The organism is Alterinioella sp., from assembly GCF_058343375.1.
On the sequence record NZ_JBTUJH010000123.1, the window covers coordinates 15,994 to 37,616 of the forward strand.

At 62.4% G+C, this 21,623-nt stretch carries 25 protein-coding genes, 1 tRNA gene and 1 pseudogene; 14 read left to right on the forward strand and 13 right to left on the reverse strand.

Translation table 11 applies throughout. The annotated features are described in order from the left end of the window. Positions 1–18: 18 nt before the first annotated feature. Genes ACW8PS_RS15650 through dusB form a run of 3 tightly spaced genes read right to left on the reverse strand, consistent with a single transcriptional unit; the run spans position 19 to position 3,410 of the window. Positions 19–1,377, reverse strand: a complete 1,359-nt coding sequence (locus ACW8PS_RS15650) for a response regulator (protein WP_491528448.1) — start codon at positions 1,375–1,377, stop codon at positions 19–21. Then, the gene (locus ACW8PS_RS15655) at positions 1,378–2,442 is read right to left on the reverse strand and encodes a two-component system sensor histidine kinase NtrB (RefSeq protein ID WP_491528449.1); all 1,065 of its coding nucleotides are present in this window, start codon (positions 2,440–2,442) and stop codon (positions 1,378–1,380) included. Then, positions 2,439–3,410 (reverse strand): tRNA dihydrouridine synthase DusB, encoded by a 972-nt coding sequence (dusB, locus tag ACW8PS_RS15660; RefSeq protein WP_491528450.1) that lies wholly within the window; start codon positions 3,408–3,410, stop codon positions 2,439–2,441. Before dusB ends, ACW8PS_RS15655 begins: the two co-directional genes overlap by 4 nt. A 170-nt stretch (positions 3,411–3,580) precedes the next feature. Here dusB and ACW8PS_RS15665 point away from each other — a divergent pair, with 170 nt between their 5' ends. From ACW8PS_RS15665 to ACW8PS_RS15680, 4 genes are all read left to right on the forward strand, one after another. After that, complete coding sequence (locus ACW8PS_RS15665) at positions 3,581–4,756, forward strand: bifunctional 2-C-methyl-D-erythritol 4-phosphate cytidylyltransferase/2-C-methyl-D-erythritol 2,4-cyclodiphosphate synthase (RefSeq protein ID WP_491528451.1); 1,176 nt, start codon at positions 3,581–3,583, stop codon at positions 4,754–4,756. Beyond that, positions 4,753–5,241: a phosphatidylglycerophosphatase A family protein gene (locus ACW8PS_RS15670; RefSeq protein WP_491528452.1), complete on the forward strand. Its 489-nt coding sequence runs from the start codon at positions 4,753–4,755 to the stop codon at positions 5,239–5,241. Before ACW8PS_RS15665 ends, ACW8PS_RS15670 begins: the two co-directional genes overlap by 4 nt. Further along, on the forward strand, positions 5,238–5,708 hold the full coding sequence (locus ACW8PS_RS15675; RefSeq protein WP_491528453.1) for a CinA family protein: 471 nt from the start codon (positions 5,238–5,240) through the stop codon (positions 5,706–5,708). The genes ACW8PS_RS15670 and ACW8PS_RS15675 overlap by 4 nt, the downstream gene beginning before the upstream one ends. Before the next feature lie 159 nt (positions 5,709–5,867). After that, positions 5,868–7,049, forward strand: a complete 1,182-nt coding sequence (locus tag ACW8PS_RS15680; protein WP_491528454.1) for an ammonium transporter — start codon at positions 5,868–5,870, stop codon at positions 7,047–7,049. A 91-nt stretch (positions 7,050–7,140) separates the two neighbouring features. Here the strand turns inward: ACW8PS_RS15680 and ACW8PS_RS15685 are convergent, their stop codons facing one another. Further along, a complete protein-coding gene (locus tag ACW8PS_RS15685) occupies positions 7,141–7,587 on the reverse strand; it encodes a type II toxin-antitoxin system RatA family toxin (RefSeq protein WP_491528455.1) in 447 nt (148 codons plus the stop codon). Between the two features lie 79 nt (positions 7,588–7,666). Here ACW8PS_RS15685 and hpt point away from each other — a divergent pair, with 79 nt between their 5' ends. After that, positions 7,667–8,221 (forward strand): hypoxanthine phosphoribosyltransferase, encoded by a 555-nt coding sequence (gene hpt / locus ACW8PS_RS15690; RefSeq protein WP_491528456.1) that lies wholly within the window; start codon positions 7,667–7,669, stop codon positions 8,219–8,221. A gap of 134 nt (positions 8,222–8,355) precedes the next feature. On the opposite strand, the gene lipA is transcribed toward hpt, so the two are convergent. The 3 genes and pseudogenes from lipA to ACW8PS_RS15705 all read right to left on the reverse strand — a co-directional run. Beyond that, entirely contained in the window at positions 8,356–9,309 is a 954-nt protein-coding gene (gene lipA / locus ACW8PS_RS15695) for a lipoyl synthase (RefSeq protein ID WP_491528457.1), read from the reverse strand. 206 nt (positions 9,310–9,515) lie between these two features. After that, entirely contained in the window at positions 9,516–10,382 is an 867-nt protein-coding gene (locus ACW8PS_RS15700) for a DUF6456 domain-containing protein (protein WP_491528474.1), read from the reverse strand. Between the two features lie 120 nt (positions 10,383–10,502). Continuing rightward, positions 10,503–10,658, reverse strand: a pseudogene (locus tag ACW8PS_RS15705) (helix-turn-helix domain-containing protein); the annotation flags it as partial. A 207-nt stretch (positions 10,659–10,865) separates the two neighbouring features. Here ACW8PS_RS15705 and ACW8PS_RS15710 point away from each other — a divergent pair. Then, a complete protein-coding gene (locus tag ACW8PS_RS15710; protein ID WP_491528458.1) occupies positions 10,866–11,126 on the forward strand; it encodes a DUF6477 family protein in 261 nt (86 codons plus the stop codon). A 44-nt stretch (positions 11,127–11,170) separates the two neighbouring features. Here the strand turns inward: ACW8PS_RS15710 and ACW8PS_RS15715 are convergent, their stop codons facing one another. Together ACW8PS_RS15715 and ACW8PS_RS15720 are read right to left on the reverse strand one after the other, a co-directional pair. Then, the gene (locus tag ACW8PS_RS15715) at positions 11,171–12,718 is read right to left on the reverse strand and encodes a trimethylamine methyltransferase family protein (protein WP_491528459.1); all 1,548 of its coding nucleotides are present in this window, start codon (positions 12,716–12,718) and stop codon (positions 11,171–11,173) included. A gap of 251 nt (positions 12,719–12,969) precedes the next feature. Continuing rightward, positions 12,970–13,668, reverse strand: a complete 699-nt coding sequence (locus tag ACW8PS_RS15720) for an MgtC/SapB family protein (RefSeq protein ID WP_491528461.1) — start codon at positions 13,666–13,668, stop codon at positions 12,970–12,972. Between the two features lie 147 nt (positions 13,669–13,815). Here ACW8PS_RS15720 and guaA point away from each other — a divergent pair, with 147 nt between their 5' ends. Continuing rightward, positions 13,816–15,387 carry a glutamine-hydrolyzing GMP synthase gene (gene guaA / locus ACW8PS_RS15725; RefSeq protein WP_491528462.1) on the forward strand — a complete coding sequence of 524 codons (1,572 nt, stop codon included), beginning with the start codon at positions 13,816–13,818 and terminating at the stop codon, positions 15,385–15,387. Beyond that, entirely contained in the window at positions 15,378–15,653 is a 276-nt protein-coding gene (locus ACW8PS_RS15730; RefSeq protein ID WP_491528463.1) for a putative quinol monooxygenase, read from the forward strand. The genes guaA and ACW8PS_RS15730 overlap by 10 nt, the downstream gene beginning before the upstream one ends. 54 nt (positions 15,654–15,707) lie before the next feature. Here the strand turns inward: ACW8PS_RS15730 and ACW8PS_RS15735 are convergent, their stop codons facing one another. After that, entirely contained in the window at positions 15,708–15,944 is a 237-nt protein-coding gene (locus ACW8PS_RS15735; protein ID WP_491528464.1) for a hypothetical protein, read from the reverse strand. A 543-nt stretch (positions 15,945–16,487) separates the two neighbouring features. Between ACW8PS_RS15735 and ACW8PS_RS15740 the strand changes: the two genes are divergently transcribed. From ACW8PS_RS15740 to ACW8PS_RS15760, 5 genes are all read left to right on the forward strand, one after another. Next, positions 16,488–16,928 carry a hypothetical protein gene (locus ACW8PS_RS15740; protein ID WP_491528465.1) on the forward strand — a complete coding sequence of 147 codons (441 nt, stop codon included), beginning with the start codon at positions 16,488–16,490 and terminating at the stop codon, positions 16,926–16,928. Between the two features lie 93 nt (positions 16,929–17,021). Continuing rightward, entirely contained in the window at positions 17,022–17,423 is a 402-nt protein-coding gene (csgH, locus tag ACW8PS_RS15745) for a curli-like amyloid fiber formation chaperone CsgH (RefSeq protein WP_491528466.1), read from the forward strand. Between the two features lie 84 nt (positions 17,424–17,507). Beyond that, positions 17,508–17,948: a hypothetical protein gene (locus ACW8PS_RS15750; protein WP_491528467.1), complete on the forward strand. Its 441-nt coding sequence runs from the start codon at positions 17,508–17,510 to the stop codon at positions 17,946–17,948. 132 nt (positions 17,949–18,080) lie between these two features. Continuing rightward, positions 18,081–18,473 (forward strand): curli-like amyloid fiber formation chaperone CsgH, encoded by a 393-nt coding sequence (gene csgH / locus ACW8PS_RS15755; protein WP_491528468.1) that lies wholly within the window; start codon positions 18,081–18,083, stop codon positions 18,471–18,473. Positions 18,474–18,553: 80 nt separating this feature from the next. After that, a complete protein-coding gene (locus ACW8PS_RS15760; protein ID WP_491528469.1) occupies positions 18,554–18,949 on the forward strand; it encodes a hypothetical protein in 396 nt (131 codons plus the stop codon). Between the two features lie 209 nt (positions 18,950–19,158). Here ACW8PS_RS15760 and ACW8PS_RS15765 read toward each other — a convergent pair. Further along, positions 19,159–19,243: transfer RNA gene (locus tag ACW8PS_RS15765), tRNA-Leu, on the reverse strand. Positions 19,244–19,408: 165 nt separating this feature from the next. Here ACW8PS_RS15765 and ACW8PS_RS15770 point away from each other — a divergent pair. After that, the gene (locus tag ACW8PS_RS15770; protein ID WP_491528470.1) at positions 19,409–19,891 is read left to right on the forward strand and encodes a Hint domain-containing protein; all 483 of its coding nucleotides are present in this window, start codon (positions 19,409–19,411) and stop codon (positions 19,889–19,891) included. On the opposite strand, the gene ACW8PS_RS15775 is transcribed toward ACW8PS_RS15770, so the two are convergent. Continuing rightward, the gene (locus ACW8PS_RS15775) at positions 19,860–20,756 is read right to left on the reverse strand and encodes an NAD(P)H-hydrate dehydratase (RefSeq protein WP_491528471.1); all 897 of its coding nucleotides are present in this window, start codon (positions 20,754–20,756) and stop codon (positions 19,860–19,862) included. The genes ACW8PS_RS15770 and ACW8PS_RS15775 overlap by 32 nt on opposite strands. Positions 20,757–20,794: 38 nt before the next feature. Further along, on the reverse strand, positions 20,795–21,478 hold the full coding sequence (locus tag ACW8PS_RS15780; RefSeq protein ID WP_491528472.1) for an NAD(P)H-hydrate epimerase: 684 nt from the start codon (positions 21,476–21,478) through the stop codon (positions 20,795–20,797). Positions 21,479–21,623: the final 145 nt, after the last annotated feature.

Here is a 21,623-nt window from a genome sequence, read left to right on the forward strand (position 1 = left end):
AACGCACCTGTTGCGGTTTTACATCAACTTTCGGCGGCGTGTCACGCGAATATCCAGCTCGGTCAGTTTCTTGCGCAGCGTATTTCGGTTGATGCCCAGAAGTTCGGCGCATCTGGCCTGATTTCCACCGGTGGCATCCAGGGCGATTTCGATCAGCGGCGTCTCGATCTCACGCAGAATCCGGGGATAGAGGCCGGGCGGTGGCAGCACCCCGCCATGCAGGTCGAAATAGCGTTTCAGATGGCGTGCCACGGACGCGCTCAACCCCTCGCCATCGCCATGCGCGGGCCGCCTTGCCGGTTGATTGCCCAGAACCGCCTCGACCTCGGCCGGGCCGATAACCTCTCCGGGGCTGGTCAGCACCAGGCGGCGCAGCGTGTTTTCCAGCTGCCGCACATTGCCCGGCCAGGAATAGGCCCGGATCATGTCCAGCGCGGCATCGGCCAGACGGTGCCGCGCCAGCCCGTCGCGTTCCGCCCTGGCCAGGAAATGATCCGCCAAAAGCGCAACATCCTCGACCCGGTCGCGCAGCGGCGGCACCGCCAGAACGACACCGCCAAGCCGGTAATAAAGATCCTGCCGGAAACTGCCCGCCTCCATCCGCTCGGTCAGATCGGCCTGGCTGGTGGCCAGAACGCGCGGGCCCTCAGGCCCCAACCCGTCCAGCATCCGCACCACGCGCGCCTGCGACGCATCGCTCAGGTCGCCCGCCTCATCGAATAAAAGGGCCCCGTCGCGGGCCCGCGCCAGCAGCTGTGCGGGGCCGTCGGCATCCTCCAGATCGGCGGCCGAGGCAATCACAAAAGGCAAATTGCGCCGGTCCGAGAAATCATGAATGGCGCGCGCGATCAGGCTTTTGCCGGTGCCGCTTTCGCCGGTGATCAACACCGCCAGATCGGTATTCATGACCCGCGCCACCAAACGGTAAAGCGCCTGCATATTGGCCGCGCGTCCGACCAGAGGCAGCGCATCATCAACCGCCTGCGGGCGCTCCGGCGCGGCGGGGATACGGCGTTTGATCTCCAACGCGCGGGCGGCGCGTTTCATCAGATCCGGCAGATCGAAGGGCTTGGGCAGGTAATCATAGGCGTCTTTCTCGGTGGCCTGAATCGCGGTCACGATCGTGTTCTGCGCCGAGATGATGATCACCGGCAACCCGGGCCGCGCTGCGGTGATTTTCGGCAATGTTTCCAATCCGTTGCCGTCGGGCATCATGACATCCGAGATGACCAGGTCGCCTTTGCCCTCCTCGACCCATCGCATCAGCGTGATCAGGCTGGCGGTGGCGTGAACCTTGCAGCCGGCCCGGGTCAGCGCCTGGGTCAGAACGGTGCGAATGGTGCGGTCGTCATCTGCGACCAGAACGGTGCCATCCATCTAGGAACCTCCTTCTTCTGCGACGGGCAGGGAAATGCGAAACACGGTGCGCCCCGGGGCGCTGTCGACGGCGATCCAGCCGTCATGATCGGCGATGATCTTTGACACCAGCGCCAGCCCCAACCCGGTGCCATTGTCGCGGCCCGAAACGAAGGGTTCAAAGATGCTGGCGGCAATATCGGGCGGCAGGCCGGGGCCGTCATCGATGATCTCCACCTGAAGCGGCAGCGCCGCCTGGCGGCCATCGCTGCGGCGCAGTTTCAGCCCGGCCTCATAAAAACTGCGGATCCGGATCGCGCCGCCCGGCCGGCCCGCTTCGGCTGCGTTTTTCAAAAGATTGAGGACAACCTGCAACAGTTGATCGGGATCGACCCAGGTCAGCGGCAGCGACGGGTCGTAATCGGCGCTGATCTGCATATGCGCGCCAAAGCCCACCGCCGCCGAGGTTCGGGCGCGATCCAGCACATCATGCAGGTTGACCGCAGCGCGCGCCGGCGGTGAGACATTGCCAAACGCCTCGACCTGATCGAGCAGTTTCACGATGCGCCGGGTTTCCTCGACAATCAGCGCCGCCAGCTCCAGATCCTCGCCGCTCAACGACATCGAGATCAGTTGCGCCGCCCCGGTGATACCCGCCAGCGGATTCTTGATCTCATGGGCCAGCATCTCGGCCATGCCGATGGCCGATTTGGCGGCCGATTTCGAGGATTGGCCGCGATCGAGCCGCCCGGCCAGCGCCCGCATCTCCATCAGCACCAGCACATGATCGGTATCGACCAGCGGCGCGATCTGGACATCGCAGATCTCGGGTTTGCGGCCAGTAATGCTGAGCGCGACACCATTCAGGCTGAGCGCTGCACGGCCGACCCGCACGCGGGCGAATCCCTCCTGCAAGGGCGCGTCGATGGTGATCCTGTCGCCGATCGCTGCGCCGGTCAAAGCCCGCACTGAGGCGTTCAGAAAGGCCTCCGCCGCCGGGTTTGCATCCACGATCCGGTCATCCGCGTCGATCACCACCGCCGGGATCGGCAGCGAGGCCCAGATTGCGGGACTGAGCCCGCTCATACCATGGCCTCGGGCCGGAACGCATGTGATATCAACGCGATAACCTCTTGCGGGTCGGTGCAGGTCAGCACTTTGCGGCGCAGATCGGCAGCCGCGCCCTCCAGATACCAACCCAGATGTTTGCGCGCCACGCGCAGGCCCAGATCGGCCCCGTAAAAGCGCAGCATCGCCTGATAATGCCCGATGATCATCTCGGCCCGCGCGGCCCCTTGCGGGATCTCGGGGGCGGGCCTGCCAAACAGGTCATGGGCGATCTGCGCCAGCGCCCAGGGTGCGCCTTGTGCGCCGCGCCCCACCATCACACCATCGGCCCCGGATTGGGCAAGCGCCGTGGCCGCAGCCGCGCTATCCAGAATGTCGCCATTGGCAATCACCGGGATCGTCACCGCATCCTTGACCGCGCGAATGGCGGCCCAATCGGCGGCCCCCTTGTAAAACTGGCATCGGGTGCGCCCGTGCACGGTGATCATCTGAATGCCTGCATCCTGCGCCCGCCGGGCCAGTTCGGGCGCGTTTTTGCTGGCATCATCCCACCCCAGTCGGGTTTTCAGCGTCACCGGCACGCCGACGGCAGCAATCACCGCATCAATCAGCGCCAGCGCATGATCCAGATCGCGCATCAGGGCAGAGCCGGACAGCCCCGTGGTCACCTTCTTGGCCGGGCAACCCATGTTGATGTCGATGATCTCGGCCCCCTGCGCCTCGGCCAGCTGCGCGGCCCTTGCCATCCAATGCGCCTCACGGCCCGCCAGTTGCACCGCCGTTTTTGCCTGCCCGAACCCCAGTTCGGCCCGGGCGCGCACCGATGGCTTGGCCTCGACCATTTCCTGACTGGCCACCATTTCCGAGACCACCAGCCCGGCCCCGAAACCCGCCACCAGCGTGCGAAACGGCAGATCGGTGATTCCAGCCAGGGGGGCCAGAAAGACCGGCGGGCTCAGCACCCGGTCTGCCAGAAAAATCGCCAAACGCCTAATCCTTGTGCAATTGTCTCTTTGCATAGGGGAACGGCGCGCGTGATGCAAAGATTTCGCCCGACATGCCTGTCGCTTTTCGTAACTGCCCAAAATAGAGGCGGTTTCGGCCCGCCGCTGCCCCGCGATTGTGCCGCGCCGGAATTCCTCCTATCACTTGGGTCATGTCATCGAGCCCCCTCCATACTGGCCCCCTGCATGCCGCCGCCCTGATCGTTGCCGCCGGGCGCGGCACCCGCATGGGCGGCGATATCCCAAAGCAATATCAGATGCTTGGTGGCGAGATGGTGCTGACACGCACGATCCGCGCCATGGCGGCGCATCCGCAGGTGGCCGAGGTGATCGTGGTGCGCCATGGCGATGATCGCGACCTTTTCACCGCCGCGCGCCCGGATCTGGACCGGCCGCTGCGCGATGTTGTGGGCGGAGATACGCGCGCGGCCTCGGTCAGGGCCGGGCTGGCGGCGGTCGGCCCCGATATTGATCTGGTGCTGATCCATGACGGCGCGCGGCCATTGCTCAGCCCGGGGCTGATCGCGGATGTGCTGGCGGCGCTGCACCATGCCGACGGGGCGGCACCGGGGCTGGCGGTCACCGATGCGCTCTGGCGCGGTGTCGGCACTGTTTCGGACATCCTGCCGCGCGCCGGTCTGCACCGGGCGCAGACCCCGCAAGGCTTTCATCTGGGCGCGATCCGGGCCGCCTATGATGCCCATCCCGATGGGGGGTCCGATGATGTCGAGGTGGCGCTGGCGCATGGGCTGGACATTGCCATCACGCCGGGCGATGAGGATAATCTGAAACTGACCCGCCCCGGCGATTTCGCCCGCGCCGAAGCCATCCTGAAGGCCCGCCAGATGATCGACATCCGCACCGGAAACGGCTTTGACGTGCACCGCTTTGGCCCCGGTGATCATGTCATGCTGGCCGGTATCCGCATCCCGCATGGCCGCGCTCTGCAGGGCCATTCCGATGCCGATGTCGGGCTGCATGCGGTCACCGATGCACTCTATGGCGCGTTGGCCCAAGGCGATATCGGCCAGCATTTCCCGCCATCCGATCCGCAATGGAAGGGCGCGCAAAGCCATGTTTTCCTGACCCATGCGGTCGATCTGGCGGCATCGGGGGGGTTTGCCATCACCCATGTCGATCTGACGCTGATCTGCGAGCAGCCAAAGATCGGCCCGCACGCAGCCGATATGCGCCGCCAATTGGCGCGGTTCTTGCGCATTGATCCGGCCCGCGTTTCGGTCAAGGCCACAACTTCCGAACGGCTCGGCTTTACCGGCCGCGAGGAAGGCATCGCAGCCCTAGCAACCGCAACTCTGGTGAAACCATGACCCGTCTGATTACCACCTTCTTCTATATCGGCCTGCTGCGGCCCGCGCCCGGCAGCTGGGGCTCGCTTGCGGCCATTCCAGCCGCCTGGGCGCTGCATGCACTGGGCGGCTTTTTCGCGCTGCTGATTGGCACCATCCTGGTGGCCGGGCTTGGCTGGTGGGCCACCAGGATCGAGATCGCGGGGGCCGAAGATCAGGACCCCGGCGAGATCGTGATTGATGAGGTTCTGGGCATGTTTCTGGCGCTTTGGCCGGTCTCATATGGCGCGATGATGGCGGGGGCAGACCTGTCCAGCCTCTGGCCCGGGGTGCTGACCGCCTTCCTTGCCTTTCGGTTTTTCGACATCGTCAAACCCGGCCCCGTCGGATGGGCCGACCGCCAGGATGGCGCGATGGGCGTGATGGCCGATGATGCGATTGCGGGCGGGCTGGCCTCCTTGATCGTGGTTCTGGCGGCTGTGCTTTATCATGCGGTGCTGCTTTGAGCGCAAAACAGGTTCTGGAGGCGCTGATCGCGCGCGGTCAGATGCTGGCCACCGCCGAAAGCTGCACCGGCGGCATGATTTCTGCCGCCATTACCGATCTGGCCGGCAGCTCGGCCGGGTTCGAATGCGGCTTTATCACCTATTCCAACGCCGCCAAGATGGCGATGCTGGGTGTCAACGCCACCACATTGGACCGGTTCGGCGCGGTGTCGGAACAGGTCGCGGCCGAAATGGCAGCCGGCGCGCTGGCCAGGTCCCGGGCCGCCATTGCCATTGCCGTCACCGGCATCGCAGGCCCCGGCGGGTCCGAGCACAAGCCCGAAGGCCGGGTCTGTTTCGCGCTGGCAACCGCAACCGGCACCACCACGCAAACGGTCGATTTCGGGGCCATTGGGCGGGCCGAAGTGCGCCGCGCGACGGTTGATCACGCATTGGGCATGGTGCTGGCGGCGCTGTCTGAAAGCTGACTGAAAACGCAGCAACCGGGCCAGAATACCGCTCAAATAATGGGCAGCTTGCAAAGCACCGCGAAAAAACCTCCGAAATCCCGCCCCGGCCCTTTCTTCTGCCCACCGATCAGGCTTTGTCGCCGCAAAACCGTGCACAAGAAGAAAGGTCCTAGGGACATGAACGGAGCTGACACCGCCTGGATACTGATCGCCACTGCGCTGGTCCTGTTCATGACATTGCCGGGATTGGCGCTGTTTTACGGCGGTCTTGTCCGGGCCCGCAATGTGTTGAGCGTCTTTGTGCAATGTTACGCGATTGCCTGTTTGATGAGCATCCTGTGGCTGGTTGCGGGATATTCCATTGCCTTTGGCCCCGGTGACAGCGGCATCTGGGGCGGGCTTGGCCGGGTCTTTCTGATCGGTGTCGATGCCGATACGCTGGCGGGCACCATTCCCGAAGTGCTGTTCTTTGCCTTTCAGATGACATTCGCCATCATCACGCCGGCGCTGATCGTGGGGGCCTATGTGGAACGGGTGGGGTTCGGCTTTGTGCTGTTGTTTTCGGGCCTGTGGATGCTGCTGGTCTATGCGCCCGTCGTGCATTGGGTCTGGGGCGGCGGGTTTCTGTCCGATGGCGGCATTTTCGGCGAGATCGGCGTGCGCGATTTTGCCGGCGGTATCGTGGTCCATGAAACCGCCGGGCTGGCAGCACTTATCCTGGCCTGGTTCCTGGGGCCGCGCAAAAACCGCTCCACGCCGCCGCATAATCCCGGCTATGTCATGATCGGGGCGGCGATGCTGTGGGTCGGCTGGTTCGGCTTCAATGGCGGATCGCAGCTGGCCGCGGATGGCGGGGCGGCGATGGCGCTGACGGTCACGCATATCTCGGCCGCCGCCGCATCGCTGACCTGGGGGCTGTGGGAGAAGGTGAAATACGGCACGGTTTCGATGGTCGGCGTTGTCACCGGCACCATTGCCGGGCTGGCCTCGATCACGCCGGCCTCGGGCTTTGTCGGGCCGGTCGAGGCGCTGCTCATCGGCTCGGTCGCGGGCATTCTGTGCCAGGAGGCGGTGACGTTCATCCGCAACAAGGTCAAGATCGACGACACGCTCGATGTCTTTGCCGTGCATGGCGTTGGCGGCATTTTCGGCAGCCTGATGATCGCGGTGTTCGGGGCCGGATCCTGGGCCGCACAATTGGGAAGCCTGGCGATTGTCGGGGCCTATACCACTGTGGGGACGGTGGTTCTGATTGTCATCACGCGTGCGATCACACCGCTGCGGGTTGATCTTGAGACCGAGACCAACGGGCTGGATCTGGCGGTTCACGGCGAACGCGCCTACGATATCACCTCGTAAGGGCCAGGATGCCGTCACGCGCGACAGCCATTTGCAAAAACGCCTGATCGATCGGGAATTTCGGGCCGCCAGCGCAGCAGGACCGCCAGGATCAATGCCCGTAAAGCGCGCCCGCGCGGGCCTCGAAGGCGCGCACGATCCGCTGCATGGCATCGTGAAAAAACAGCCCCGCAGCGCCTTGCAATATCCGGTTCTTGAATTCGAAATCGACATCGAACCGCACCTCGCACCCGGCCTCGGTATCTCTGAATTCCCAATTCGAAATCATATGCTTGAACGGCCCGTCAATATATTCCGTCTCGATCCGGCACCGGTCGGGGTAAAACGTCACCCGGCTGACAAATTTCTCGCGGAACATCTTGAAGCCGATGACCAGATCGGCCAGCATCACCTCACCATCTGCAACCGGGGTCACTGATCGCACACGGGCGGCGATGATCCAGGGGATAAACTCGGGGTAGCGCGCCACATCACCCACCAGATCATACATCTGCCCTGCGCCATATGGCAGCAATCTGGTTTCGGCGTGATGTGGCATCGGGTTTCGGGCTTTCCTCTGGGCGTCCCCCCATGTCATAAACTTCCCGGGGAAAATCAAGGGATAAGGGCGCGATGTCATGACGCAGAAACCATATGTGGTCGACAAGCTGATCTCGGCCAAACGCATCGACGCCCGGATCGAGGAGCTTGCCCGCGAGATCGAGACCGCCTTCAAGGGCACCGACAAGCTGATCGTGGTGGGGCTTTTGCGCGGATCATTCGTTTTTATCGCCGATCTGGTGCGCGAGCTGAACCTGCCGGTGGAGGTCGATTTTCTGGAAGCGTCATCTTACGGAAATTCGATGGAATCGAGCCGCGAGGTGCGGATCCTGAAAGACCTGCGCGGCGAGATCCAGGGCCGCGACGTGCTGGTGGTCGAGGATATCGTCGATACCGGCCATACGCTCAACCACGTCACCCACCTGCTGCAAAGCCGCAACCCCGCGCGGCTGATGACCATTGCGCTGCTGGACAAACCGACCAGGCGCGAGGTCGATATCAAGGCAACATGGACCGGCTTTGAAATCCCGGATGAATTCGTCGTCGGCTACGGCATTGATTACGCGCAGATGAACCGCTCGCTGCCCTATATCGGCAAGGTGCGGTTTCTGGAGGGGGAGGCAGGGTCCTGACCCTGGCGCGTGTCGTATTGAATTCCACTCACATGGCAGGCCGAATGCGACAGCCCTCGCGCATGAAGACGATCCGACAAGGAAAGCGCCCGCCCAACCGGACGGGCGCGCTCGGGCGGGCGGCAAATGCGGCGCTACCCCTGCCCGAGATGGGCCAGCCGCGCGGCCCGCAGTTTTGCGAAATCATCGCCCGCATGATAGGATGACCGCGTCAGCGGGGTCGCCGAAACCATCAGGAAGCCCTTGTTATAGGCCGATTTTTCATAGGCCTTGAATTCTTCGGGGGTCACGAACCGGTCCACGCGATGATGTTTCGGCGTCGGTTGCAGATATTGCCCGATGGTCAGAAAATCAATATCGGCGGCGCGCATGTCCTCCATCACCTGAAGCACGGCCTGCTTATCCTCGCCCAGACCCACCATGATGCCGGATTTGGTGAACATGGTCGGGTCGATCTCCTTGACCCGCTGCAACAGGCGCAGGGAATGGAAATAGCGCGCGCCGGGGCGGACCTCGGGGTAGAGGCCGGGCACGGTTTCGAGGTTGTGATTGAAGACATCGGGCCTGGCGGCGACCACAATCTCCAGCACACCCGGATCGCAGCGAATGAAATCAGGCGTCAGGATCTCGATCGTGGTGGCGGGGGATTGGCGGCGGATGGCGCGGATGGTCTGGGCGAAATGCTCGGCCCCGCCATCCTCAATATCATCGCGGTCGACGGATGTGACCACCACATGTTTCAGCCCCAGTTTCTTGACCGCATCGGCGACGCGGCCGGGTTCGAACACGTCCAGATCCTCGGGCGGCTTGCCGGTGGCGATGTTGCAGAAGGTGCAGGCGCGGGTGCAGACCTCGCCCATGATCATCATCGTGGCGTGGCCCTGGCTCCAGCATTCGCCCACATTCGGACAACCGGCCTCTTCGCAGACGGTGGTCAGCTTATGCGCGCGCATGATGTCGCGCGTCGTCTTGTAGCCTTCGCCGCTCGGGGCCTTGACCCGGATCCAGGCGGGCTTTTTGGGCTGCGGATTATCCTTGCGGCGCGCCTTTTCGGGGTGGCGCTGCTCGGGAATTGTCAGATCACGCATGGCGCCTCCTTCGGTTGCGATGGTTTAATACCAAATGACCCGGCAAGTCACCCCAGGATAACGAAACCCCGCCATGCAGCAGCGAAATGCCGCAAGGCCAGGGCAGACGAAAAACCGGGCCTCGGCAGTGCACGCCCGGCCCGGCTTCCCGATCAGCCCCAGGGGAGAGACCGGTGCTGACATTGGTTATTGTTTCCGAATCGAGATCAATCTAACGACACCGGGACAAAGCCGTAAACCGTCTCGTAATGCTTGAGCAGCCGTTGCAGACCGATCTTCAACACGATCTTGCCCGATCGCGCCGACCATCCCAGCCGTTTTTCAGCCGATTCCAACCCTTCCAGAAAACAGCAGACACGCATCACGACATCGGCCAGCCCCGGCCCCATATCATCCAGCGCACGGGTCACCCTGTCACGCGCGGCGCGCGGGCCTTCGGCGATGCCGCCATCACAAAGCCCTGATCCACGGTCGCTGCCGGTCAGAAATCTCTCCCAGTTTTGCGCCACGCGCGGGCCCATCTGGGCGCGCTCGAAATCCTCGCGCAGCTTTTCACCGGCCTGCACCAGATCCATCGACAAAAAGGCCTTGCCGTCCCTGCCCTTGCGCCGCGCCAGCGTGGCCAGCGGCGATTCCGCAAGATTTACGCGAATTTTACGGATTGTGCCGTCATCGGCGCGGACCGGCTTTTCGCCCCAAACCTGATGCTGAGCCAGGAAGGGCGTTGCCGCCTCGGCCATTTCCATCGGGGCCTTGCGGCGTTTGCGGTCCTCCTCGATCAGCCGTTTCAGGGCCGATTTTCCGGCCTCGGTTATGGTATAGACGCTGACCCGCCCGCGCCGGGATGTGGCGATCCAATCCTTCAATGCAAAAGCATGTGCAACCTTGCGGTCCAGCACTGCGGTGCGGGTCTGGCTGCCATCGGGACCGGTCCGCAGGACAATGGCCTTGTCCATATCCTGCGCCAGCACCAATGTCGCGTCGGTTTCGCAAAGCCTGCGCAGGATACGCCGGGCTTCGCGATTGATGGTCGTATCATCGGAAACCAGCGGGGGCCTGAGGGGTGCTGTCATGTGTTCGGGCTCCTTGCCGTTAGAGATTGTTTCGATTCTGGAAACACAAGCCGCCTGAAGCGCGCTCAGCGCCTCATCCACCAAAGGGTCTTCGCGCCGGGCTTCAAAGGCCCTGACCCGGCGCGCAATGGTCGAGGGATGCCGATCTGTTGCCCGCGCGATCTCCCGCAAGGACGTGCCCTGGCCAGTATGATCAAGATAATTGCGTGCGGCTTCCGGCAACCAGTCCGGATAGTGCCCCTGCCCCGTGACGTTCGTTCTGCAAGTCATCGTCATCCCCAACGCGAAACTGTGGAAAACCTCGTCAAACCTTTGGGAGTATTGATTACTGATTGGTTAAAATCTGTGGAAAACCCTGTGAATTGTTTCCAAATCGTAAACAAACGCGGAACAAACGAACGCTGCTAAAAAGAAAACGCAACACCGCCCGGGCCGGGGGCAGCATGGAGGGGCCGACTCACTCAATCCGAAAGGCCCGCGCCAATGACCACACTTGTTCAGGAACTTCGCCAGATGCACCGCCCCTGCCTGCTGCTGCAGGCCGCAAGAATTGGGTCCGCCGCCCTGATCCGGGCCGGGCGTGACCGTGCCGCCGGGGTGCAGGGCAGCGTCAGCCGCCTGCTGTCGGAGGAGGCCGAGCTGGAGGAAAAGCGCACCCGTGGCGAGGCCAGCTATTCGCCGCGCCGCCATGTGGAATTGCTGATGTCGCTGCTGGCCGTGGCGCAGGGCGCGCGGACGGCATGAGGCAGAAGAAGGGGCACCACCGACAGCGCCGCCCCCGTCATGCGTCAGACAAAGGCGTCCGGCATCTCTTCCTTGCGTTTGGCAATATAGGCCTTCAGCGCGTCGTCAATGCCTGGGTCCAGCGCCGGTTGCCGGTAATCGGCCAACAGTTTTTCAACCCGCGCGGCAGCCAGCGATTGGGTGTCGCGCGCACCTTCTTCGGCCCAGGTCTCATAGGGTTTGTAATCCAGCACGTCTGAGCGCCAGAACGCGGTCTTGAAATTGGCCTGGGTATGGGCACAGCCCAGAAAATGGCCGCCCGGACCAACCTCGCGCAGGGTATCCATCGCCTGTGCGTTTTCGTCATGGGTCACGCCCGCCGCCATCTTGTGCAGGCTCCCTAGCTGATCGGCATCCATCACGAATTTCTCGAAACTGGCGACCAGCCCGCCCTCCAGCCAGCCACAGGCATGCAGCATGAAATTGACACCGCCAAGCAGCCCCGCATTCAGCGAATTGGCGCTTTCATAGGCGGCCTGCGCATCGGGCAGCTTTGAGCCGGTGAATGACCCGGCAGACCGGTAGGGAAGCCCCAGACGCCGCGCCAGTTGACCGACGCCAAGCGTGATCTGGGTGGCCTCGGGCGTGCCAAAGATCGGCGCGCCCGAATTCATGTCGATCGAGGTCACAAATGCCCCCAGGATCACCGGCGCGCCCGGCCGGATCAATTGGCTATAGGCAATGCCCGCCATCACCTCGGCCAGGATCTGCGTCAGCGTGCCGACCACAGAGACCGGAGCCATCGCGCCCCCGACGATGAAGGGCGAGATGATGCAGGCCTGCCCGGCACCGGCGTAATGTTCCAGCGCGCCCAACATGATCGGGTCAAAGGTGAGCGGCGAATTGATGTTGATCAACGAGGTCATCACCACGTTGCGATCGACGAAATCGGCCCCGAACAGGATCTTTGACATCTCGATCGAATCGAGCGCCCGCGAGGGTTCCGTCACCGACCCCATATAGGGTTTGTCCGACAGCGACATATGCGCATACAGCATGTCGAGATGACGCTTGTTGACCGGCAGGTCGGTCGGCTCGCAAACCGTTCCGCCGGAATGATGCAGCCATTTCGACATATAGCCGAGCTTCACGAATTTCTCGAAATCCTCCATCGTCGCATAGCGCCGCCCGCCATTCACATCATGCACGAAAGGCGGGCCATAGACCGGGGCCAGCACCAGATTGCGCCCGCCGATGACGACCGATTTGGACCGATCGCGCGCGACTTGGGTAAATTCCGACGGGGCCGTGGCACACAGCTTGCGCGCCAGACCTTTGGGGATGCGCACGCGGTCACCCTCGATCTCGGCCCCGGCTTTGCGCCAGCGTTCCAGCGCCGCGGGAAACTCGACGAAATTGACGCCGATCTCTTCCAGCACGGTTTCGGCATTGGCCTCGATGATCTCAAGCGCCTCTTCGTTCAGAATTTCCAGATTGGGGATGTTGCGTTCGATATATTTCGCGGTCTCGATATGAACCGCGCTGCGTTCGGCGCGCCGAGCGGCCCCGCCGCCGCCGCGCCCGCGGCGCCCTGCGCGTGGCTGATCGTTCATCTTGTGGCTCCTTCACGAGATCCCTGAGGTTGCCCCCTGATACAAACTGGGCTGGCACGACCACCGGCGATTTGCGGCGATTGCGGGGGGAAAGCGACATTGGCCCGCCAACTTGGCCCAAATCAAGCAAACAGTGCCGCCAGCGGAGACAATATTGACCTGTCTGGTTGCGCGAAGGATGCAAATTGTTTGGCCGCGGCCGACAATAGCCAAGATGATTTCCGCTCCAGGCCGCTACGATCAGGCCGCTGTCAGGTCACGCCGGAGAATTCCCAGGCCACGCTGCGCACGTGATCTTCGCCAATCAGGGGGGCCAGCGCCTTCATCAGCACTTCCTCATCGGGGTCATCCATCATCACCACGATCTCGAACAGGGTTTCATCCTCGGACACCCCCTGCGACCGCTCCAGCCCCGCCACCTGCATGCCGGGTTGCGACAGGCATTGGAGGGCCAGCGCCCGCAATCGCGCCGACTTGGCCGTGTTTACCCCCACCATCACCCGGTATTCCACCGTTGGCACCACGCCCGTGCCGGTTTTGCTCTTGATCCATTTCACCAACGGCCTGAGACCGAGATTGATGAACACCACAAATCCGGTCAACATCCCGGCGAATATCAGCGCCCCGGCCCCCGCCATGACCCCCACCGCCGCCGAACACCACAGCGTCGCGGCGGTGTTCAGCCCGTGCACGGTAAAGCCGTGGCGAAAGATGATGCCGGCCCCCAGAAACCCGATGCCCGAAACCACCTGAGCAGCGACCCGCGTCGGGCTCAGCTCATCGGGATAGAGGGCCGAAAAAACGACGAACCCCGCCGCGCCAAGTGCCACCAGCGCATTGGTGCGCAACCCGGCGGTGCGGCGGCGCATCTGCCGCTCGGACCCGATCAGCGCGCCGCAAATAAGCGCCAGGAGAAGATTGATCGCGGCAGCGCTGATGGTGATGGGCAAAGCAGGAACCTCCGTTTCGGTAACGTCGCAGAATGCCATAACATTTCACCGGAATCCAGCGCGCAATGATAACATTGCATTATTCATACTCCTCCGCGCAGCCCTGTCCACTTGCGCAACCGGGCGCGCTGGCCTATGCGGCGGGCCATGAGCCAAACATCCCATGACCGCCTCTTGATCATTGATTTCGGCAGCCAGGTGACGCAGCTGATAGCGCGCCGCCTGCGTGAGTTGAACATCTATTGCGAAATCCACCCCTATCAGAATGTCACCGATGATTTTCTGCGCGCCTTCGCCCCCCGGGCGATCATCTTTTCCGGCGGCCCGGATTCGGTGATGCGCGAGGGCAGCCCGCGCCCGCCGCAATTGGCCTATGCGCTCGGCGTGCCAATCCTGGGCATCTGCTATGGACAGCAGGTGATGATGCAGGATCTGGGCGGCAAGGTTGAGGCCGGCGAACATGCCAGCGCAGAGTTCGGCCGCGCCTATGTGACGCCCACCGAGACCCGCCCCGATCTGCTGGATGGCTGGTTTCTGGACGGTTTGGGCCGCGAACAGGTCTGGATGAGCCATGGCGACCATGTCTCTGAAATCGCGCCCGGTTTTCAGGTCTACGGCACTTCGCCCGGGGCACCTTTCGCGATCACCGCAGATCTTGACCGCCGGTTCTATGCGGTGCAGTTCCACCCCGAGGTGCATCACACCCCGAACGGCAAGACGCTTTATGAAAACTTCGTGCGGCTGGCCGGGTTTTCGGGCGACTGGACGATGGGGGCCTATCGCGAAGAGGCGATTGCAAAAATCCACGAACAGGTCGGCGACAAACAGGTGATCTGTGCGCTGTCGGGCGGTGTCGACAGTTCGGTCGCGGCGGCGCTTTTGCACGAGGCGATCGGCGATCAGCTGACCTGCGTGTTTGTCGATCACGGGCTGCTGCGCCAGAACGAGGCGGCGGAGGTGGTGGCGATGTTCCGCGACCACATGAACCTGCATGTCATCCACGCCGAGGAACAAGACCTGTTTCTGGGTGAGCTTGACGGCGTCAGCGACCCCGAAACCAAACGCAAGATCATCGGGCGGCTCTTTATCGACGTGTTCCAGAAATATGCCAACCAGATCGACGGGGCCGAGTTTCTGGCCCAGGGCACGCTCTACCCCGATGTGATCGAAAGCGTGTCGTTTTCCGGCGGCCCGAGCGTGACCATCAAGAGCCACCACAATGTCGGCGGCTTGCCGGAAAAGATGGGGCTGACGCTGGTCGAACCCTTGCGTGAGCTGTTCAAGGACGAGGTCCGCGCGCTTGGCCGCGAATTGGGCCTGCCCGACAGCTTCATCGGCCGCCATCCCTTTCCCGGCCCAGGTCTGGCGATCCGCTGCCCCGGCGAAATCACCCGCGAAAAGCTGGAGATCCTGCGCAAGGCCGATGCCGTCTATATCGACCAGATCCGCAAGCATGGCCTCTATGATGAGATCTGGCAGGCTTTTGTCGCCATCCTGCCGGTGCGCACCGTCGGCGTGATGGGCGATAGCCGCACCTATGATTTCGCCTGCGCCCTGCGCGCGGTGACATCCGTCGATGGCATGACCGCCGATTACTACCCGTTTTCCCATGATTTCCTGGGCGAAACCGCGACCCGGATCATCAATGAGGTCAAGGGCATCAACCGGGTGACCTATGACATCACCTCGAAACCGCCGGGCACCATCGAATGGGAGTGACCCTGACCGGCCATATCGACGTGCCGCCCGACCGCTTGGCAGAAATTCGCGCCGCGCTGACCGAACATATCCGCCTGACCCGCGCCGAACCGGGCTGCCTGCGCTTTGAGGTGAGCGAAAGCGCCGAGATGGCAGGCCGGTTCATGGTGTCCGAGGAATTTACCGATGCCGAAGCCTTTGCCGCCCATCAGGCCCGCGCCAAAGCGTCGGACTGGGGCCGGATCAGCGCAGGCTTGATGCGCGATTACGTGGTCGAGGGTCTCTGACCGCCAGGCATCCGGTCGGCGCAAGGCCCCCTTGCCGATGATTGAATGCAATGTTCACGTCGGGCCGGTTTCTTTCAGATAAGCCCGCGCCTGTTCGGCGAATTCAAAGATATGCGTCCGATCATCATGGACATCGAACTGGGTGTTTTGCGCGATCACCGCGTCGCTGTTCACCGCGGCAGCAAAATCCGGCCCCGAGGCGGGTTGCCCGCCGATCCCCCCCGGTTCGGCCCGATGCATGGCCGCGTCCTCCAGGATCAAAATGGTGCCGCAGGACGGGCAGGTCATCATCTTGATGCGATCATCAAGGGCCGGGGTGACGCCATCGCCGCCTTGGTTGGCGATGCCCGGTCGGGGGGGGGAAGAATCACCTTGAACCTCCAGCGCTGCGGTCGCGGTGATCCGGCATATTAGTGTTTCTTGAACACATGATTGAAACGTCATCCCGCCGCGAGTTGGAAAACGCTGTTATCATGGCGGAAAAATATTTAAGTCAATTTTACACTAACACCGGATGGCCCGAGGGAAGTCATTTTAGTGACCCCCGGTCAATGCGTTGATTTTGATCATTTTTCATGCGCCTTGCTATCAGATAACAAAGCAATTTCTGTTCGTGTTATCCGATTACTAACTCACTGTTATCCGCTTTCGTATCGCCGATATTGTCTGACGCCAGGCTTTGCGGCCAAGTGATGGACATCGGCTCAACGCCACCAGGCAAACGCCGCAACCCACGAACCCGATAATACGAACCCACAACATCCTGCGAACCCAACAACAACCCTCTCATCCCGACCAACACATATTCAAACCAAACCCCAAGGAACTTTCATTATGACTTTCTCCAAAGCACTCAAAACCGCCGCTCTGTCCCTGATGATCGCCCTGCCCGTCGCCGGTGCAGCCGCTGCCGGTCATTCCACCGTCACTGTTCAGCAGTTTGGTTTCCAAAATGGCGCCGGGGCCGCACAGACCGGTTTCATGAATAACATGGGTATCTTCCAGAACGGCAATTTCAACACCACCATCGCCAGCCAGGACGGCAACTTCAACACCACCGTTGTTGGCCAGACCGGCAGTGGCAATGGCGCCTCGGCCACCACGATCGGCTCCGGCAATATCGTTGGCATCGCCCAGATGGGCAACGGCAACAGCGCCGATATCGGAGTGCTGGGCAATGGCAACGCCATCGGTGTGATCCAGATCGGTGACGGCAACTCTGCCTCGGCCACGCAGGTCGGAACCGGCAATGTCACGGTCATCGTCCAATACTGAGCGATGATCCATAGCGCGGGGCATACGCGCATTTCCCTCCCTGCCCGTGCCCCGCGTTTTCCTTCCAGGCCTTCTCCGACAAGGAACATTCCCATGACTGCCTTTTCCGCCACCTCATCTCGCCGTTTGCGCTCTGCAGCCGTGCTCCTTGCCGGGGCTGGCCTGGCAGCCGGATGCGCGGCCACCGCCACGCCCCTCCCAACCGCCTCGACCCTCAGCTATGCCCCGCTCGCCTGTGCGCTGAATGTCGACCAGAACGGTCGCATGGTCAGCTTTCAGGGCCGCGTTCAAGCCAATGAAGCGATTTCGGGCAGCTACAGCCTGACGCTGCGCGGCGGCGGCACCAATATCCGCCAGGGCGGCCCCTTTTCGGCCAGGCCCGGCCAAACCGTCACCCTCGGCCAGGCGAACCTGTCGGGCACGCCCGCCAGCTATGACGCCAATCTCAGCATTACCGTGAACGGCACCACGTATAATTGTGCCCCAAACACTTAACCTTCTTGACTTAGTGTTATAAAAACACTAATATAGAATCATCAACCCAAACACTTTCAAACCCAACCCCAAGGAACTTTCAAAATGACTTTCTCCAAAGCACTCAAAACCGCCGCCCTGTCCCTGATGATCGCCCTGCCCGTCGCTGGTGCAGCCGCTGCCGGTCATTCCACCGTCACCGTTCAGCAGTTTGGCTTCGGCAATGCCCTCGGTGTCGCACAGACCGGTTTCTCCAACAACATGGGCATCTTCCAGAATGGCAATTTCAACACTGTCATCGCCACCCAGGACGGCAGCTTCAACACCACTGTTGTTGGCCAGACCGGCTGGAACAACTCGGCATCGGCCACGACCATCGGGTCGGGCAATGTCACCGGGATCGCTCAAAATGGCGTCGGCAACGCGGCCAGCACCGGTCAGTTGGGCTTCGGCAACGGCGTTGCCATCATCCAGAACGGCTGGAACAACAGCGCCTCGGCCACTCAGGTTGGTGTCGGCAACACCGCTGTCATCGTGCAGAACTGATCCGACCACATGAAGCGCGCGGGGGGCAAAGCGGATCACCCCGCCGGCCCCCCGCGCTCATTTCGACCCATGCCTTCGCTCTCACGAACCGCAAGAAATTCATCGCAACAATCGCAACAAAGGAACATTCCCATGACTGCCTTTTCCGTTTCCAAACTGCGCCATGCGCTGCCCGCAACCCTGATCATCGCCGGGCTTGGCCTGGCCGCAGCCACCGGCGCAACCGCCACCCCCTCGACCACCGCCGATGCAGCCCCGCTAGCCTGTGACATCGCCGTTGAACAAAACGGCCGCATGGTCAGCTTTCAGGGCCGCGTGCAGGCCAGCGAAGATTTGTCGGGCACGTACAGCCTGTCGCTCAGCGGCGGTGGCACCAGCATCCGCCAGGGCGGCGCGTTTGCCGCCGATGCCGGTGATATCGTCACCCTCGGCCAGGCCAATCTGTCCGGCACGCCTTCGCGTTATGACGCCGAGCTGACCCTGTCAGTGGGCGGCACCACCTATAATTGCGCCACCAATCTGTAAAAGGTTCTTGACTTAGTGTATTTTCAACACTAAAGTAGAATCATCACCACAGACCAGATTGAACCCAAAGGAATAAACCCATGATCCGCAAGACTTTCATCGCCGCAACCCTCGCCCTGACCACCCTGTCCGGCACTGCCGCAATCGCCGGTGGGGTCATCAGCTTCGAGATAAACCCGACCAACGCTGAAGAGGCCAACCTGATCCGCCTGGGTCTTGGCATTTTCCAGATCGCCAATGGTGGCGACGCCGCCCAGGTTTTCCAGATGGGTAACGGCAATGGGGCCGGCATCGGCCAGTCCGGCTTTGGCAACCAGGGCGTCGTCTATCAGGAAGGCAATGGCAACACCGGCACGCTCAGCCAGAATGGCTGCGACAGCTACGGCATCTTCCAGTTCGGCAATGGTGCCAACGCCAATGTCGCCCAGGGCGATGGCTGTCAGACCGGCCTTCTGTTTCAGGTTGGCTTCGACTGATCGGGAAGATCCTGGACCCCTCCCCCCAAGTCGAAGCATCAACGGCGCGCCCCCTGTCCGCAGGGGGCGCGTTCGGTTTGTGATCGCTGAAAAATTGAAAATGGTGCGGGTGACCAGACGAACCTGGAACCGAAGCACCCAAACAAGCGACCGCTCGTCGGCCGGTCAGGCCGCCCCATCGGAGGTGCCGCGCGCCGTGAGATCAAAGCTGGTGCGGGTGAAGGGACTCGAACCCCCACGCATTGCTGCGCCAGAACCTAAATCTGGTGCGTCTACCAATTCCGCCACACCCGCATATGCGCGCTCTCTAGCAAAGGTGCTGCGCTGACGCGAGGGGGAAAATCGGACCTGCCTGGGCATGGCCTGCAATTATCGCTTGGGCAATATCGCGCCATCGGTTAACCTGTTGGTAACAATAATCGGTCCAAAATGGGCCGGACCCCGAGCAGGACAGTTTTCATGTCACAGCCATCAGGCCCCGCATCAGGCGGGCCCCTATCCGTATTCAGCCAATCGGGCCTGCCGATGGGCACCACCATCTATACGCTGCAAGGCGCGCTTGCGGTTGAGGCGCTTTACCCCGGCGACCGGGTGATCACCCGCGATGCCGGCGCACAGACATTGCTGGATATCCGCCGTCATGAACTGCCAGCGGACACGCCGATGGTGCGGGTTACGGGCGATGCGCTTGGCGGCAAGCCGACGCAGGATACGGTGCTGCCGGGCACGCAACGGGTGCTGATCCGTGATTGGCGGGCGCAGGCGCTTTATGGCACGCCCACCGCAAGGGTGCCGCTGTCGCGACTGGTGGATGGCGAATTTCTGCGCTGGACGACAGATACCCCCGACGCGATCTTGTCGCTGCATTTCGCCCATGCCCATGTCATCTATGCCAATGGGTTGGAGCTGTTCAGCGCTGATCCGGTGTCAGTAGACGCCTGAAAACGGCCGGTATTGCCTCGGGCAGATCCTCGGCAATCAGGCCGGGGCCAAATTCCAGTGCCGCCTCGACATGCAGCCAGGCCCCGGTTTGCGCGGCCTGCATCGGCCCAAATCCGCGCGCCAGCAGCCCGGTGATGAACCCCGCCAGCACATCGCCCGACCCTGCCGTGGCCAGCCAGGGGGCGGCCCGGTCATATGCGGCGGGGTTGATCGCCGCCTGGCCTTCGGGCGACGCGATCACCGTATCGGGGCCTTTGAACAGCACCACACAGCCGGCGCGCCTGGCAGCCTCGCGCGTTGCGTCCACTTTGGCACAGGCCGGGGTTTTGGTTGCTGGTTCCGCCAGTTTTTCGGCAATATCGGGAAAGATCCGGGCGAATTCGCCTTCATGCGGGGTGAGGACGCATTGCGGGTGGAGCATTGCAAAAAGCGCCTCCGGCTCACCCGCAAAAGCCGTCAGCGCATCGGCATCCAGAACCATCGGTCGCGGTTTCGCCCCGCCCGTGGCGGCTGCAACCAGCGCCCGCGCCCGGTCCAGCCCCAGGCCCGGCCCCAGGCAGAGCGCGTTGATCCGGCCATCCTGCAACAACCCGGCCAAGCCCTCCGCATCCTCGCATTTCCGCAGCATGATCGCAGTCAGTTGCGTGGCGCATTCCAGCATTGCAGAACCGGGAGCCGCGACCGTGACGACCCCTGCCCCGACACGGAGCGCGCCACGGGCGGCCAGACGCGCGGCACCGCTGCGGCCCATCGGACCCGACAGGATGAGGGCATGGCCATGGGCGTATTTATGGGCATCGCTGCGTTTTTTCAGCGCGTCCACCATGGCCGGGCCACCGGTGATATGGCGTGGTTCTCGAAACATTCATGCCTCCGGCGGGAGTATTTGCGCAAAGAAGAAGCTCATAGCCCGATATCCTTGACCACGACATGGCCGGATCTTTCCAATCCGGCACCCCGGGAATGACCGATTTTCCGGCTGTGAAATGTCACCGTAAGATCCGCAGAAAACGCATCTTGATGGCACCCATTGGGCACGATGTCACCGGTATCGGATGAAATGCCGGACGGGATATCAACGGCGACGATCCTGGGCGCGCGCCCGGCCGGCGCGATGGCCCGGTATTTGTCGAGCGCCCTTGCGCATTCGCCCAGTTCATCAGGCAGGCCGCGGGTCAGGCCGGTGCCGAACAGGGCATCGACGATCACCTCTGCCTCGGTTTCGAAAATTGCCCCGATTGTCCGAGAATTGAAAGGCAAAGCTGCATTGCCCAAAACTATCAGGCGCTCATAATTCGCTCTCGCATCGGGCGGCAGTTTTTCGGGGTCACCGAACTGGGCAAGCTCGACAAGCCAACCTCTTTCCTTCAGCAACCGCGCCACGACGAACCCGTCGCCGCCATTATTGCCCGGACCGCAGAGCACAACCGCCCGGTGTGGGCCTGTGGCAAGTTCTGGCCATTCCTCAAAAATCGCCTCCACCACGCCGTTTCCTGCGCGTTCCATCAGTTCCAGCCCGGTAACCGCGCCGCTTTTGATTGCGGCCTGTTCAACCCTGCGCATTTGCGCTGCTGTCAGTAGCTCCACACCGGCCCCCTTTTTACAAACTGCCCGCTTTATGGGCGCATCGCATAATTATTGGGCACTGCGCAGGATTTCCCTGCGCCAAACCCGCCCCACCCCATGCTACCTGATTGCCCCCCGCCCGCGAAAGTGGTGTCACGGGCCCCAG

Bases quoted from the DNA above. Each gene is read 5' to 3' on its own strand.
- ACW8PS_RS15650 (WP_491528448.1), bottom strand. From the start codon at position 1,377: ATGGATGGCACCGTTCTGGTCGCAGATGACGACCGCACCATTCGCACC.
- ACW8PS_RS15655 (WP_491528449.1), bottom strand. From the start codon at position 2,442: ATGAGCGGGCTCAGTCCCGCAATCTGGGCCTCGCTGCCGATCCCGGCG.
- ACW8PS_RS15665 (WP_491528451.1), top strand. From the start codon at position 3,581: ATGTCATCGAGCCCCCTCCATACTGGCCCCCTGCATGCCGCCGCCCTG.
- ACW8PS_RS15670 (WP_491528452.1), top strand. From the start codon at position 4,753: ATGACCCGTCTGATTACCACCTTCTTCTATATCGGCCTGCTGCGGCCC.
- ACW8PS_RS15680 (WP_491528454.1), top strand. From the start codon at position 5,868: ATGAACGGAGCTGACACCGCCTGGATACTGATCGCCACTGCGCTGGTC.
- ACW8PS_RS15685 (WP_491528455.1), bottom strand. From the start codon at position 7,587: ATGCCACATCACGCCGAAACCAGATTGCTGCCATATGGCGCAGGGCAG.
- hpt (WP_491528456.1), top strand. From the start codon at position 7,667: ATGACGCAGAAACCATATGTGGTCGACAAGCTGATCTCGGCCAAACGC.
- lipA (WP_491528457.1), bottom strand. From the start codon at position 9,309: ATGCGTGATCTGACAATTCCCGAGCAGCGCCACCCCGAAAAGGCGCGC.
- ACW8PS_RS15700 (WP_491528474.1), bottom strand. From the start codon at position 10,382: ATGACAGCACCCCTCAGGCCCCCGCTGGTTTCCGATGATACGACCATC.
- ACW8PS_RS15710 (WP_491528458.1), top strand. From the start codon at position 10,866: ATGACCACACTTGTTCAGGAACTTCGCCAGATGCACCGCCCCTGCCTG.
- ACW8PS_RS15715 (WP_491528459.1), bottom strand. From the start codon at position 12,718: ATGAACGATCAGCCACGCGCAGGGCGCCGCGGGCGCGGCGGCGGCGGG.
- guaA (WP_491528462.1), top strand. From the start codon at position 13,816: ATGAGCCAAACATCCCATGACCGCCTCTTGATCATTGATTTCGGCAGC.
- ACW8PS_RS15730 (WP_491528463.1), top strand. From the start codon at position 15,378: ATGGGAGTGACCCTGACCGGCCATATCGACGTGCCGCCCGACCGCTTG.
- ACW8PS_RS15735 (WP_491528464.1), bottom strand. From the start codon at position 15,944: ATGATGACCTGCCCGTCCTGCGGCACCATTTTGATCCTGGAGGACGCG.
- ACW8PS_RS15740 (WP_491528465.1), top strand. From the start codon at position 16,488: ATGACTTTCTCCAAAGCACTCAAAACCGCCGCTCTGTCCCTGATGATC.
- csgH (WP_491528466.1), top strand. From the start codon at position 17,022: ATGACTGCCTTTTCCGCCACCTCATCTCGCCGTTTGCGCTCTGCAGCC.
- ACW8PS_RS15750 (WP_491528467.1), top strand. From the start codon at position 17,508: ATGACTTTCTCCAAAGCACTCAAAACCGCCGCCCTGTCCCTGATGATC.
- csgH (WP_491528468.1), top strand. From the start codon at position 18,081: ATGACTGCCTTTTCCGTTTCCAAACTGCGCCATGCGCTGCCCGCAACC.
- ACW8PS_RS15760 (WP_491528469.1), top strand. From the start codon at position 18,554: ATGATCCGCAAGACTTTCATCGCCGCAACCCTCGCCCTGACCACCCTG.
- ACW8PS_RS15770 (WP_491528470.1), top strand. From the start codon at position 19,409: ATGTCACAGCCATCAGGCCCCGCATCAGGCGGGCCCCTATCCGTATTC.
- ACW8PS_RS15775 (WP_491528471.1), bottom strand. From the start codon at position 20,756: ATGTTTCGAGAACCACGCCATATCACCGGTGGCCCGGCCATGGTGGAC.